Source organism: Hungatella sp. SB206, assembly GCF_051132295.1.
Lineage (GTDB): Bacteria > Bacillota > Clostridia > Lachnospirales > Lachnospiraceae > Hungatella > Hungatella effluvii.
On sequence record NZ_CP096603.1, the window covers coordinates 1,597,135 to 1,611,626 of the forward strand.

The 14,492-nt window shown below is 46.2% G+C and carries 14 protein-coding genes; 11 read left to right on the forward strand and 3 right to left on the reverse strand.

What is annotated here, in order from left to right:
• Nucleotides 1-160 precede the first annotated feature (160 nt).
• From M1L66_RS06935 to M1L66_RS06955, 5 genes are all read left to right on the forward strand, one after another.
• Nucleotides 161-1,606 carry an ABC transporter substrate-binding protein gene (locus M1L66_RS06935; RefSeq protein WP_434691744.1) on the forward strand — a complete coding sequence of 482 codons (1,446 nt, stop codon included), beginning with the start codon at nt 161-163 and terminating at the stop codon, nt 1,604-1,606.
• 41 nt (nt 1,607-1,647) lie between these two features.
• Nucleotides 1,648-2,505 carry a carbohydrate ABC transporter permease gene (locus M1L66_RS06940; RefSeq protein ID WP_110325168.1) on the forward strand — a complete coding sequence of 286 codons (858 nt, stop codon included), beginning with the start codon at nt 1,648-1,650 and terminating at the stop codon, nt 2,503-2,505.
• On the forward strand, nt 2,505-3,332 hold the full coding sequence (locus M1L66_RS06945) for a carbohydrate ABC transporter permease (RefSeq protein ID WP_187022423.1): 828 nt from the start codon (nt 2,505-2,507) through the stop codon (nt 3,330-3,332). Before M1L66_RS06940 ends, M1L66_RS06945 begins: the two co-directional genes overlap by 1 nt.
• A gap of 7 nt (nt 3,333-3,339) precedes the next feature.
• The gene (locus M1L66_RS06950) at nt 3,340-4,110 is read left to right on the forward strand and encodes a radical SAM protein (protein WP_434691748.1); all 771 of its coding nucleotides are present in this window, start codon (nt 3,340-3,342) and stop codon (nt 4,108-4,110) included.
• Between the two features lie 95 nt (nt 4,111-4,205).
• Nucleotides 4,206-5,219, forward strand: a complete 1,014-nt coding sequence (locus tag M1L66_RS06955; protein ID WP_434691751.1) for a LacI family DNA-binding transcriptional regulator — start codon at nt 4,206-4,208, stop codon at nt 5,217-5,219.
• 138 nt (nt 5,220-5,357) lie between these two features.
• Here M1L66_RS06955 and M1L66_RS06960 read toward each other — a convergent pair whose 3' ends face one another.
• The 3 genes from M1L66_RS06960 to M1L66_RS06970 all read right to left on the reverse strand — a co-directional run bounded on the left by M1L66_RS06960 (nt 5,358) and on the right by M1L66_RS06970 (nt 7,319).
• Complete coding sequence (locus M1L66_RS06960) at nt 5,358-6,005, reverse strand: phosphocarrier, HPr family protein (protein WP_187022420.1); 648 nt, start codon at nt 6,003-6,005, stop codon at nt 5,358-5,360.
• Between the two features lie 12 nt (nt 6,006-6,017).
• Complete coding sequence (locus M1L66_RS06965) at nt 6,018-6,398, reverse strand: hypothetical protein (protein ID WP_243270286.1); 381 nt, start codon at nt 6,396-6,398, stop codon at nt 6,018-6,020.
• Between the two features lie 183 nt (nt 6,399-6,581).
• Complete coding sequence (locus tag M1L66_RS06970) at nt 6,582-7,319, reverse strand: GntR family transcriptional regulator (protein WP_434691756.1); 738 nt, start codon at nt 7,317-7,319, stop codon at nt 6,582-6,584.
• 236 nt (nt 7,320-7,555) lie between these two features.
• On the opposite strand from M1L66_RS06970, the gene M1L66_RS06975 reads away from it, so the two are divergent.
• From M1L66_RS06975 to M1L66_RS07000, 6 genes are all read left to right on the forward strand, one after another.
• Nucleotides 7,556-8,857 carry a glycoside hydrolase family 28 protein gene (locus tag M1L66_RS06975; RefSeq protein WP_434691759.1) on the forward strand — a complete coding sequence of 434 codons (1,302 nt, stop codon included), beginning with the start codon at nt 7,556-7,558 and terminating at the stop codon, nt 8,855-8,857.
• A gap of 199 nt (nt 8,858-9,056) precedes the next feature.
• Nucleotides 9,057-10,379: an ABC transporter substrate-binding protein gene (locus M1L66_RS06980; RefSeq protein ID WP_187022417.1), complete on the forward strand. Its 1,323-nt coding sequence runs from the start codon at nt 9,057-9,059 to the stop codon at nt 10,377-10,379.
• Between the two features lie 59 nt (nt 10,380-10,438).
• Complete coding sequence (locus tag M1L66_RS06985) at nt 10,439-11,314, forward strand: carbohydrate ABC transporter permease (protein WP_002601198.1); 876 nt, start codon at nt 10,439-10,441, stop codon at nt 11,312-11,314.
• Nucleotides 11,314-12,153, forward strand: a complete 840-nt coding sequence (locus M1L66_RS06990) for a carbohydrate ABC transporter permease (RefSeq protein ID WP_002601197.1) — start codon at nt 11,314-11,316, stop codon at nt 12,151-12,153. The genes M1L66_RS06985 and M1L66_RS06990 overlap by 1 nt, the downstream gene beginning before the upstream one ends.
• A gap of 15 nt (nt 12,154-12,168) precedes the next feature.
• Nucleotides 12,169-13,053 carry an ROK family protein gene (locus M1L66_RS06995; RefSeq protein ID WP_187022415.1) on the forward strand — a complete coding sequence of 295 codons (885 nt, stop codon included), beginning with the start codon at nt 12,169-12,171 and terminating at the stop codon, nt 13,051-13,053.
• A 56-nt stretch (nt 13,054-13,109) separates the two neighbouring features.
• Entirely contained in the window at nt 13,110-14,492 is a 1,383-nt protein-coding gene (locus tag M1L66_RS07000; RefSeq protein ID WP_434691763.1) for a glycoside hydrolase family 1 protein, read from the forward strand.

The window sequence follows — 14,492 nt, forward strand, 5'->3', positions numbered from 1 at the left end:
ATTGCATTTCACCTCTCCGTAAGCGGAGCTTTAAATATAGATAAATATGAGATAAATAGTTAAAGAAAATCAAGAAAATACTGGACAACAAAAGGTGGAAAGGTGTATAATAAGGAAAATTGCTAAAGCGCTTTAGCAAAATAAAAAAGGAGGTATTTTTATGAAGAGGAACGGGTTTTATTCAGCAGTGCTTGCTGCTGTCATGGCTGTAGTGATGATAGCGGGCTGTTCTTCCGGAACGGGGAAGGGAGCTGCAGAGACTCAGGCACCAGCAGGGGCACGGACACAGACAGAGACTGCGGGGGAGCAGAAGGAGGCCGCTCCGGCACAGGAGAAAGAATTGATTATGTGGCACAACAGGGGCGGCTCTAATGGAAAGTTTATTGAAGAGCAGCTGATTCCGGAGTTTAACGACACCATCGGTAAATCGGCTGGGGTGAAGGTGGTGCCGGTCTATCAGGATGAAGACATTGTGAGTAAGCTAAAAGCGCTGATCCTGGCAAACGATGTGGCGAATATGCCTGATCTTGTCACTATTTATGCCGGCGATGTGGAGTACATGAGCACGGTAAAGAATGTCGTCCCTCTGGATTCGTTCCTTGAGGCGGACGCGGATTTTAAGAAGGAGGACATGGTACAGTCTCTGTGGGATACATATAATTTCAGGGGAAAACAGTACAGTATCCCATTTACAGGTGATGCTATGATCTTCTATTATAATAAGACGGCATTTGAGAAGGCGGGACTCGATCCGGAAAATCCGCCGAAGACCATTGCAGAGATCGCGGACTGCGCAGAAAAACTGCTGATTAAAGATGGTGATACGGTGAAGCAGTACGGAATCACCCTTGGCCTTCAGAATGTATACCTAAACAACTGGATCGGCGGCCAGGGTGATTACCATTTCATCGGCAACAACGAAGGCGGCAGGACAGGGCGCATGACGAAGGTGACCTTTGATGAGGATGGAACCATGCTGACTCTCCTGAATGAGTGGCAGAAGGTTCTCGATACGGGGGCTGTACAGAGTGTTGATGTGGACGATCAGCCAAAGGATGAGTTTTGTTCAGGCTTAAGCGCCATGTTCTGCGGTGGAAACTGGGCTATGACCTCAATCATTGAAGCGGCCAAAGAAAATGGATTCGAGCTGGGCATTTCGGAGCTTCCCAGGGTTCTGGATACGGATAAAGGCGGAGTATGTCCGGGTGGTACATCCCTCTATATTCTGAACAGAGGTGATTCAGATGTAGTGAGTACCGGATGGGAATTTATGAAGTACTGGTCCTCGGCGGAGACGCAGACAAAGCTGTGTATCGCAACCGGCTATATACCGACCAATGGAAAGACCATGGAAACAGAAGAGATGAAAGCATTTTTGAAAGACAATCCCAGCTACCGTGTGGCATTTGATTCCCTGATGAAGTCCAACCCGAAAGTTCAGGAGCATCTGGCACCGACTCAGCAGGAGTTCCAGCTGATTTTCAGAGATACTTCTTTGAGATGGGCCAAGGGAGAGATCACGGCCCAGGAATGTGTGGACAGCATGGCGGAGCAGTGCAACAGAGCGCTGGATGAATATAATGAGGCGAATCCGGTCGAAGAGTAAGATACTTCGCAAGAGTATATACGGGGAGAGGGGCGGAAACGTTGAAAAGAAAAAAGAAAATAACTCCATATCTGCTGATACTGCCATCCATGTTTTTTCTGGTGCTCTTTATCTATTATCCGGCAGTTAAGACGCTGTTTAAGAGTCTGTTTCTGATTAATTCCAGCAATATACCTGTTAAATTTGTGGGGATGGGAAATTATCGGAAACTGTTCAGTGATGAAACATTTTTAAAATCCATTGTCGTAACATTCGAGTACGCACTGGTTGTCATACCGGTGACGATTCTGATGGGGTATCTCCTGGCGCTGATCTCCGCGTCCGGGAGACGCCTCTCACCCGTTTATGAATTGATGTATGCGATGCCCATGGCAGTGTCCATGTCTGTGGCTTCTGTTATTTTTAAACTTCTTTTAAATGGGAATCTGGGATTTATCAATCATGTGTTTCACTTAAACATCATGTGGTTTACAGATAAGAAGTATGCGCTGTGGGCGATCATTATCATTGGCATCTGGATGGGACTTGGGATGACTTATATATTCCTGCTGTCTGCGGTCCGGTCGGTATCGGAAGAATTGTTGGAAGCGGCCACTGCAGAAGGAGCCGGGATCTGGCAGAAGGTGCGCTATATTTATACCCCTATGATAAGCCCAACCCTGTTTTACCTGTTTTGTGTCAACGTGGGAAGCGCGCTGATGATGTCCGGGCCTGTGATTATCCTGACCCAGGGAGGACCGGACAGTTCCACATCTACCATTATGTACTATATGTACCAGAAAGGATTTTACGTATATAATTACGGCCTTTCGTATTCGGCGGCTGTAGTAGGTTTTATCATTGGATTTACGGTTATTCTCATATCGTTTATCTGGGAGAAGAGAGGTGTTCATTACTGATGGGGAAACGCAGGATATGGAAGAGTGTGCTGTATCAGGCGGCGTCGACAGGAATTGGACTTCTGGTCATATTTCCTGTGTTGTACGCACTTGGTACATCCTTTATGAAGAGTACGGAGATTTTGAGCCTGAATCCCAGAATGCTCCCAAGGAGGATTGATTTTTCCAATTACCACGCGGTCTGGGAAAATACGATGATGCTGCGGTTTATCTGGAACTCGGTCTTTGTGACCACAATCACGTGTTGTCTGCGCGTGGTGACGGCGGCCCTGGCCGCTTATGGATATGCCTGCTTCGATTTTAAGGGGAAGAATCTGTTTTTTTATTTGACTGTGGGGACCATGCTTATTCCCGGTGAGGCGACACTTCTCACCAATTATGAGACCATATCGAAGCTTCATATGATCAATACTTACCAGGGAATTATAGTTATGTTTATTGGCTCAGCGACCAGTGTTTTTATTATAAGACAGTATTTTCTGGGAGTCTCGGCCTCTATAAAGGAAGCGTCTCTAATGGACGGGTGCGGAGATATCCGCTTCTTTACCAGAATTCTGATTCCGATTTCAAAACCGATTCTGGTTACCGTATTTATCACGGCGTTTGTTGAAATATGGAATGTATACTTATGGCCTATGCTGATTACGAACCGCAATGAGATGCGGACAGTCCAGGTAGGAATCGCGCAGCTGAACAGTTCGGAGGGATCCGCCTATGGTGTTATTATGGCGGGGGCCGTAATCGTCCTCATTCCGTCGCTTCTGGTATTTATCATCTTTCAGAAGCAGATTATCAATGGAATGGTAACCGGTTCAGTAAAAGGATAAAGAAAGATTGGAGAAAATGATGATCTACGAGACCAGGGTGGAAAAAGCAATAGAAATGACGGAGAACGGCCAGCCTTACATCAATCCTTACGATGGCTGTGTGTCTGGCTGTCCGTTCTGCTACTGGCTGGAACGGGAGGGCTGGGAAGGCAATATCGCCATCAGAAGCAATATCGCAGAGATCCTGGATCAGGAGTGTGAGAGATGGCCGGAAGGAGTCCGGCTTTATATCGGAGACTACTGCGATCCGTACATGCCGGTGGAGGAGACGTACGGGCTGACGAGACAGTGCGTGGAGGTAATTAAAAAACATGGTATTCCTCTTACCATCTGTACCAGTGCGAAGTCTCTTCTGATTGAGCGGGATCTGGATTTACTGAGGGGGATGGAAGAGCTGTGTATCGTGACAGAACTGTGCCGTCTGGATGAAATTGAAAAGCTTAAGTCTGGAGAAGGACATGCCGGGATTGAGACGGGAAACCGACTGAGAGAAGCGGGACTGCCAGTGATTGCGACGTTTGCACCCATCATGCCGGGGATCACGGATGTGGACCTGGTGTTGGAAGCCTTAAGACCGGACATACCGCTCTATATTGACCGTTTCTACATGAAACCGGATTCCATACAGGAGATCAGGCTGATGGAATATTTAAGGGAAAAACGCCCGGAATTAATGGAGGAATACAGACGTCTGATCCGGGAGGGGAGTGACGCAGAATATGAGGCTGTGATACGCCGTTGTCAGGGCGGCGGCCGGGTGAGACAGCTGCCGTTCTGATTGACTGGAACCATTGCATTTTAAGGGATTTTCATATACAATGATAGATACATTTTTGTTAAAATATGGAAGTACTGTAAGACTGGAGACGTTATATGAAAATCACCGCAAAAGATATTGCCAGGGAAGCTGGGGTCTCGGAGGCCACGGTTTCCATTATTTTGAATAACAAGGCCGGGCACTACCGGATTTCTGAAAAGACGCGGCAGAAAGTACTGGGGATTGCAGAGCGTTATGAATTTACCTGCAATCCGATTGCGGTATCCCTTGCAACACGGAAAACGCATACGATTGGCCTTATTCTGCCAAACCTTGTGAACCCTTTTCTGGCCAATATATCCACGGGTATTGAGAAATGCGCTCAGGAAAATGAGTACGCCCTTCTGTTGTGCAACTGCGAGGAAAATGTACAGCAGTGTGTGAAGTATCTGGATATTCTTCAGAAGAGGTATGCGGACGGGATTCTGCTTGTGCTGCCAAGGGAGAAAGAAGTGAATGCCAATCAGAAGCTGGTAGAGGCGGCACTGCGAAAATGCCGGGTACCGGTAATTCTCATCGAGCATTACTTACAGAAAGCACCCTGTGATTTCATAGCTGTTGACAACGTTCAGGGCGGCTATCTGGCAGCCGAGTATCTTTTGAAAAAGGGGCATACCAGGATCGGCCATATTGCTGGAGAACAGTTTACCAGACAGCGTACCTGCGGCTATTTGAAAGCATTGAAGGATTATGGCATACCGATTGACCGCAGCCTGGTGATGCAGGGGGATTTCTCGATTGAATCCGGATATGAATGTGGAAAACACCTTCTGCAGCAGGGAGTGACCGCTGTCTTCGCAGGGAATGACTATATGGCGCTCGGCGTCTGGCGGGCGGCCAGAGAGCTGGGCTTGCGCATCCCGGAGGACGTGTCTCTGGTTGGTTTCGATGACGACCCGGTGGCGGTGGTGATGGATGTCCCTCTGACCACGGTCCGTCAGCCTGGAACCACACTTGGAAAGGCCGCCAGTGAAATGCTGGTGCAGAAGATAGAGGCAGAGCGGGGCACATATCAGCAGTACTACTTTCCACCGCAGCTGATTGAGAGAAGCAGCGCGGCGGCCCGTTGAGCCGTCATGAAAACTGCACGGAGCTGTAGGGATTACAGAAAGGGGAGTCTGAACAGGAGTGAGTACGTGAATACTCATGATGTTCAGACTCCTCTTTTGGTTTTTCTTCCGTAAAACAGTAATATAATCTGCCCCAGGCTACAGGGTATAAAATTTTTCGACAGACTGTTCGATGGTTTCATCCGCGCAGATCAGCGAGATGCCTTTCGTTTTATGTTTCCGGTAGACGACAAGGATTTTGGAGAGATTCCAGGGAACCAGGATGCGGTCCTTGTCGGATGCGGGGATGGTTACCGTTTTCGTTATCGTCTTTTCTTTCGTGTCTGTGGTCTCCGTACTGTAACTATAGCCAAATTTTGTCTCTAACTCTGTGGCGAGCCCCAGTTTTACGCCCTTCAGCAATCCGGAGGCCTCCCCCTTGATCAGGGAACGGACGTCGACGGAGCATACATTTGTCTGTTTTAAGACGGATACCTGAGAGATTTTTATGGTAGTCGTCTGTGACTGGCCCGCCGGAAAGGTCTGAATATTGGAAGGCGCAGTATAGGCCACATACAGGACGGCCCCGAAGTAGCTGTCAACGAGCTGTTGTTTCTTCATCATATTGTCGTACTTCGGATCATTGATAACCGGCCAGTATTTCTGGGGGATATCATAGGGATCGGACAGGCTCAGGAAAACCGGTTTCGGGGGATAGCTGTAGGGAATATTCAAAAGCTGGTTCAGCGGTTTGCCTGTATTCTCCCCCATATCATTTTTTAATGCTTCCCAATTGGAAATATCCATGGTGTTTCCTCCTTAATCCACTTTTGTAATGGTCAGCAGATGATTGAAGTGGTGGCCCCTTGGCGGCAGCTCTTTCCAGCCGTCTACGCTATACATGCCGGATACTTTTAATGAGGACTTATTATCTTTTGAGTAAGGTACTTCGATTGACAGAGTCAGGGAACCGCTCGCCCCAATCCAGGTACACTGGCCCTGATAGCCGGTGGCGGTACCCTTAGATGCCCGGATTCCAAATACTTCTTTGGTTTCTCCAGCACCGATGGAGACAGGGGCGCTTTTATCCTTTCCTCCAAGGTACCAGATTCCCCAGTTCCTTTCATCGTTCTGTGCAACAAGAGTTTCCCCTGTCTGATTGCTGATTGTCATGTGGTAGGTCCATTCTGTACTGCTCATATTCTTTTCGAAAGCCTATCGTGAACAGGCTTTCTTCCTCCTTTCAAGAGTGATGTGTAATTGGTGTCTGAATCAGTAGCGCTACACTATTAATCCGATAAAACGAACGTATGTACGAATAAAATCAAATAAAAATAAAAAAATACTCTGGAAATAGATTAGAATCATTTTCCAGAGTTGTACCTAAGGTATCTTTTTTACAATAACGGCCGAAAAATCAAATAAATCCGCCTTATGAGTCGAAAAGGAATACTCGAACGGCATGCCGTTGTCCAGGAAGGCGATCTGCTCCACGACGGCTACCGGGCTGCCTGGTTCCAGCTGGAGATTCCTGGCGATGAACTCGGACGCTCCCCTGGCGCGGATGCGGACGTGGGAACTCTGAATCTCATAATGAAGCGTCTGACGGATATAGGCATAGATGGACGATTCCAAATGCGCCATCTTGAGACCTGGAATCAGATCAATGGGCATATAGGTTTCTTCTATTACACAGGGAACCCCGTTCCGGTTCCTGACACGGATAATCTTGTATACGAAGTCTTCTTCTGTGATATGCAGATTGGATGCGATCTTCGGTGTCGGCGGTATGACGGAAAACTCCAGGACGGTGGAGGTCACAGCTTCCTTGGCATACTGCCGGCTGAAACCGGTCAGGGCCTGCTGGGTATTGCATAAGTTCTCTTCCATAATATCCAGCTGCTGCTGCGATAACCCCTTTACAAAGGTTCCATGCCCTCTTTTTTTATAAATCAGCCCCTCGTCGACCAGGATGTCAAGCGCCTTTTTAATGGTCATCTTGCTGGCTCCATACTGGATACAGAGATCCTTCTCGCATGGAAGCTGGTCGTTTGGATGGTAAAGATTATCTTTTAATATGTGGTTCCTTAATTCATTCGATATTTCAATGTATTTATTCATAGAAAAATCCCCTTTTATAATAGCTTTATTCTAACACGGACGTAAGTAAAAAGCAATTACTTATATAAATGAAAGTATTGTTATAATAAACAAAAAGTATATATTAATTTAGGGAACAATGACGAAAATCATATAAGTATATACTTTTGAACTTAAAGTACTTGATATATAGCTTGAAAAAGTATACGATAGGTACATAAAGATTCCTATCATATCAAAATAAAAGGAGCAGAAAAATGATTAATATTATGGAATTTGGAGCTGTCGGCGATGGCGTCACGTTAAATACGGAAAGCATACAGGCCGCTGTTGATCGGGCTTCTGAAACCAGGGAAGCTGTAATGATTCCCTGCGGAGTTTTTATTACAGGAACAGTTAATCTGAAAGGAACGTCATTATATCTGGAAAGCGGAGCGGTACTAAAAGGTTCAGAGAATTTGGACGACTATCCCGAACAGGACTATATACACAATGAGTTAGGTGCGCTTCGGGCAATGCTGATTATCCGTGACTGTGATCATGTTACGATAGAAGGAAGCGGTACTATTGATTTCAGCGGAAGGGCTTTTTATGATACTTCAGCCAGAAATGTACCTGACAGCCGCGTTCCGTTTAACGACGAACAGATTTCTGAGTGTACCTATCCGATTGGACAGCGTCCCAATGAATGTTTGTTTTTTCACAATTCCCAAAATATTGTGGTGCGCGGCATTAAAATTATTGATGCACCATGCTGGACCATAAGCTTTCATGAATGCGAGAATATAAAGGTTATTGGCCTTACAATTGATACGGATTTGAATATGCCGAATAATGACGGCATGCACTTTTGCAGCTGCAAAGGGGTTATTGTTTCTGACTGCAACATCTCAAGCGGAGATGACTGCATTGCAATATCTGGTATAACAAATTGGGAAAAGCCGTGTGAGAATATTGTCATTACCAACTGCATACTGCGTTCCTGCTCGAAAGCAATTGTGATTGGTTATATATACAGCTGTGTCCGTAATGTAGCTATATCAAACTGCATTATTAAGGAAAGCAACCGTGGCTTGTGTATTATGTGCAATGATGAGAGCTCGCTGGTTGAAAATGTCCGTGTAACCAATATGATTATTGACACCGTAATTCGCGCAGGAAACTGGTGGGGCAATGGGGAGCCAATATTTATGATGGCAGTTAAGCATGATTATCATATTGCAGCCAATCAGCATCCGGAATACAAAACGGATTGTGCAATTCGTAATGTGTGCATAGATGGAGTGAGCTGTACGGGGGAAAATGCCATTGGCATTATTGGTCAGAACGGTAATATCAGGGAAGTGGAATTAAAAAATATAAATTATGTGCGCAAGCCGTCAAAAAATCTGTCCCTTAAGGGTGAAACGTTTGATTTTTCACCTGGCCGTGTGGACGTGGACATTCCAAGATCCTGTGGAATTTACGTCAGCAGAGATGCCGAAGCAGAGCTTAAACAGATTAACACGCATGAATGGTCTGTGATAACGGATCAGAGTCCATTTTCAGGCATTAGTTAGATACATAGATTCATAATCGGAAATTTAAAAGTATTGTCATAATTAACAAAAAGTATATACTTAATTTGGCGAGAGTGCTGAAAGCGATATAAGTATATACTTTTATGCTTAAAGTACTTGATATATGTAATATAAAAGTATATGATAGTCACATGATGAATCACATTATTAAAAAAACAAAAGGAGAAGGAAAAGTAAAATGAAAAAAACAGGAAAACGTTTAGTAGCGGTGATGCTTGTTTCGGCATTGATGGCAGCTTTGACTGGCTGCGGGGGAAAGAGCAGCGGAGAAGGAAGCGGAACGGAAAAGGCAGAAGCAAATAAGGACGGAGTTACCCTTTCATTTGCATTTAATGTGGAAGACACGCCGGATAAATACGGTGTAATGGTGGAACCAATTCTGGAAGAATTTAAAGCGCTGCATCCGGAAGTGAAGGGCTTTGAGTATGTCAACTGTTCCAAGAGAACGGAAGAACAGGTAGTTACGATGATGAAAAGCGGTAAGTTTGAGGATGTTATGACCGCACCAATGGCTGTTTCCATCAAGGAGTATCCGAATTACTTTGCCTCCCTGGGAAATGCGGAAGAACTGAATGAGAAGTATTTTTACGGAGACTACATGTCCTATGAAGGTCAGACGTATGCAATGCCAATCGGTGTTGTCTATGAAGGGATCTTATATAATCAGAAGGTTCTGGACAAGTATTACGGCGGAAAGGTTCCGAAGACTCTGGACGAATTAAAAGAGTGCTGCGGAATTTTAAGAGATAACGGTGTGATCCCATTCTATACCAACGCGGGTGCAAAGTGGACGATGCGTTTCTGGGATAATCTGGCGGTTACCTGGTCAGAGGATATCAATTATGCCAACAGCATTGTAGAGACAAAAGCGCCGTGGGCAGACGGAACACCGCTTAACGAAGTCCTCTCCTTTGTCGGAGAACTGGCGAAAAACGGGGAGATCGAACCGGATACGGTTACGGAGCAGTGGGATAAGTCCAAGGTTGCCATCGCCTCCGAGGAAGCGTGCTTTATGCTTACCGGCTCCTGGGCCATCCCTCAGATGAAGGATGCGGCGGAGGAACTTGGCGGAAGCCGGGATGACATTGGATTTGCGCCATTTCCATATAAGAATGACGTAGGTCCGGATAATAAGCTGAATGTAAGAGTCTCTGAGGACATCTTCGTGGTCGTGAATAAAAACAGCCCTAATGTGGAACTGGCAACTGAATTTGCAAAGTTTTTCTGTGAGAGAATTTCTTTAAACCGCGGTATGAATGAAATCATGAGAGACGGCGGAAAGGTGGTAGACGATTTAAAGAACTTTGAAACCATGGATTATATCAACTTATACAGCGTCCCCACAAAGGATGTCCGAATATCAGAGATGGCTTCCAACGCTCAGATCGACGTGTTTTCACAGGGCTCCTACATAACAAAGTATGTCCTTGAACCGTGTCTTGCCGGTGGGGAACCGAATTTTGACGGATTAAATGGGGAGTGGGCTAAGAACTTTAATTAGTTGAGAGACAGGGCCGCCGGTGTCTTCCCGGCGGTCTGATAAAGGAAAGAGGGGCTCTGATGAAATCGATAAAACGTTATAAGAGGGAAAAGACAATATTGATTGTCAGCTTTCTTGCGATACCGCTGTTTTTGCTTCTGTTGTTTACCTTTTATCCAATCGCGGTGATGCTGATTAACAGCTTTACGGAATGGAACGGGCTTTCGTCGCCTGAGCAGTTCGTGGGCTTCGACAACTATTTGAGAATCTTTACGACAGAAAAATACCGTATGGTATTTAACAATGTGATCTACTATCTGGCTGCTGGCATGATTCAGCAGGTCCTGGCACTCTATTTTGCCACACTATTAAGCAGACAACTGCGGGGAGGCGGATTCTTTAAAGGGGTTATCTTCTTCCCGTTTATCATGAATACAGTAGCGGTTACCTTTATTTTTCAGATGTTTTTTGAAATCAACGGCGGTTTCGACTCGATTCTGGCTTCCATCGGTATGGCGGAGACAGGGCTTAAATGGATTGCGGATCCGAAGCTTGTCAAGTTCACACTGGCGTTTATCTATCTCTGGAAGAACATTGGTTACAGCTTCGTAATCTATTTAGGTTCCATGCAGTCGATTCCCAGCGATTACTACGAGGCGGCTTCCATCGACGGGGCCAATTCCTGGCAGTCCTTCTGGGCGATCACCTTTCCTGGCATGAAATCCATTATCGGCCTTTTGACGACTTTTGCCATTGTAGGATCTGTGGCGGTTTTCGATATACCGTATATTCTGACAAGGGGAACCAACGGAACGAATACATTTACGACCACGTTAATTGAGACGGCTTTCCAGTACAACTTATATGGCGTGGCGTGCGCGATGGCGGTACTCCTGATGATTTTCGTGGCAATCGTCATGGCAGTGAAAAATATTGTATTCAAGGAGGATGAGTGATGAGTGCAAAAGTAAAAAAGAATCTCATACAGGCAGGCAAATATATTTCTCTGATTCTCATGGCGCTTGTGGTGTTTGTGCCGATCATCAGTGTCGTATTTTCCTCCTTTAAAACAAAACTGGAGTATTTGAAAACGCCGAGGTTTACACCTCCGGAAAGCTTCTTAAACTTCGATAACTACATAAGAGTCTTTACAGACGGCAAGATTCTTCTGGGAATGGTCAACACCGTTATCATTATTTTAGGATCGCTGGTTTTGGGATTGTTGTTCGGAACCATGACGGCTTACGTCTTAAGACGGTTCCAGTTTCCTGGACGGAAAATCATCGAGGCGGCTTATTTGATCGCATCTTTTATACCGTCTGTAATCGTTCATCTTATTGTGTTTACCGTTTTTTCGAAGATCGGGCTGGTAGATACGCTGGCAGCCCCCATAATCATCTATGCCGGTGTGGACGTGGTGAGTCTCTATTTGTTTATGCAGTTTATCAGCCAGATTCCGTATGATCTCGATGAGGCGGCGCTTTTGGAGGGCAGTTCGTATTTTGGCATCTACAAGAGAATCATTCTGCCTCTTTTAAAACCTGCGATGATGACGGTAGCGATCTTAAAGATTACATCCATTTACAATGATTTTTACATTGCGTTTTTATACCTGCCGGGAGAAAAGAAGGCGGTTATGAGTACGATGCTGTACCGGTTTATGGGACCGTATTCTTCCCAGTGGAACGTGATTGCCGCTGGAATTCTGGTGGTTATCCTGCCGATTTTTATCATATTCCTGATTGCTCAGAAGCATATTTACAAAGGCTTTGTGGATGGGGCGGTTAAAGCATAGGAGAGAGGAAGCTGTATGAACTTTTATCTGATTTTTGATATGGGCGGAACTTCCGTGAAGTATGCCTGCGGAGATGAGGAGGGCTGTTTAAAAGACACCGGGGCATTTCCTACGCCGTCGGAAGGGCTGGAGGCGATGCTTGATGAGATGAGGCGGGTCTTTAAGACGGCTAAAGAGAAAATTGCCGGTATTGCCTTAAGCTCTCCGGGGGCCGTCGATCCTGTGAAAGGGATTGTCGGTGGAATCAGCGCAATTCCGTATATCCATGAGATTCCCCTTGCTGAGCGGATTAGCCGGCGGTTAGACGGACTTCCCGTCACCATTGAGAACGATGGTAACTGCTCGGCTCTGGGCGAATTGTGGAAGGGAGCCGCGGCCGGAAAACGCAACATCGTGTCCGTGGTGTGTGGCTCCGGAATTGGCGGTTCGATCGTCATAAATGGCACTGTCTGCAGAGGGCGGACCAATAACTGCGGAGAATTCGGAAACTGTCTGGTGAACCGTGCGGATGGTCACTATAAGACGTGGAGTTCCTATACCATGGTAAAACAGGCGGCAAAATATACTGCGGCGACAGGAAAAAGAACGGATGGAAAAGGTCTGTTTGTACTGGCAGAGGGCGGAGATCCGCTGGCTTTACAGCTTACGGAGGAGTTTTATGAGGCCATGGCGGTTGGACTGTTTTCCATTCAGTTTACCCTGGACACGGAATTGATCGTGCTGGGGGGCGGGATCAGCGAAGCGCCTTTTGTTATACCGGAAATCTATAAGAGAATGGAGAAAATGGCAAAAGAGGACCGGTTTGGCTTTCTGACACCGAAGATCGTTCCCTGCCGCTTTGGCAATAAAGCAAACTTATATGGGGCGCTGTTTCACCATTTACAGGAAATGAAGCAATAAAAGAAGTGAGGTTATTATATTTATCAATCAAATTTGGAAAATGAATGGAGGATATCATGAAATATCAATTCAACGACAATTTTTTATGGGGGGCCGCCAGCTCCGGGCCGCAGTCAGAGGGGACGTTTCCGGGAGACGGAAAGGCGGAGACGGAATGGGATTACTGGTTTAAGCAGGTGCCGGAGCAGTTTTTCGATGGAGTAGGACCTTCCGTGACCTCGGATTTTTACCACAAATATAAGGAATACGTAAAGCTGATGAAGGAAATCGGAATGAATTCCTACCGCACATCAATTCAGTGGAGCCGCATTTTTAAAGATCGTGAGGGAACGGTCAATGAAGAAGGCGTAACGTTCTACCAGGCGGTTATCGATGAGCTTTTAAGTCAGGGAATTGAACCTGTTCTCTGCCTTCATCATTTCGATATGCCGATGTACTGGATGGAGAAGGGCGGATTTGAAAACCGGGAGACAGCCGAAGGCTTTGCGGCCTTTGCGGCTAAATGTTTTGAATTGTTTGGCGGAAAGGTAAAACGCTGGATTACCTTTAATGAACCTATCGTGATTGCTGAGGGCGGATACATCTATAAACGCCATTATCCCGCTGTCTGCGACGCAAAGAAGGCGGCGCTGGTCGGCTACCATATTCAGCTTGCCAGCAGCATGGCGGTAAGAGAATTTCGAAAGAGCGGCAGAGAAGGCAGCATTGGGATCGTACTGAATCTGACGCCAACCTACTGCAAAGAGCCGGACAACGAAGAAGACAGGAGGAGCGCAGAAATCGCAGATTTGCTCTTTAATAAATCGTTTCTGGATCCATCGATCAGGGGCGAGTATCCGGAAAAGCTTGTGGAACTCTTAAAGGAAGAGGGAATCTGCCCGGAGGCAGCAGAAGAAGACTTAGAGATCATTGGCAGCAATACGGTTGATTTCCTGGGGGTAAACTACTACCATCCGAGGCGGGTCACCAGAAGAAGCACACCATACGAAGGACCGCTGATGCCGGAAAAATACTTTGAAGAGTATACCTTTGAGGGGCAGAAAATGAACTTTTCCCGCGGCTGGGAGATCTATGAGCCTGCCATCTATGAGATCGCCGTCAATCTCCGCGATCATTATGGAAATATACCCTGGTATATCTCGGAAAACGGGATGGGTGTGCAGGACGAGGAACAATTTCTGGATCAGGACGGTATCGTGGAAGACGATTACAGAATCGAGTTTATCCGTGACCATTTAATCTGGCTGAACAAGGCAATCGGAGAGGGCTGCAACTGTTTTGGATACCATCTGTGGGCGCCATTTGACTGCTGGTCCTGGAGAAACGCGTATAAAAACAGGTATGGCATGATCCGGGTGGATATTAAAAATGGCGGCGCTCTTTCAATCAAAAAATCAGGCCGGTGGTTTAAACAGGTTACGGAAAATTATGGATTTTGA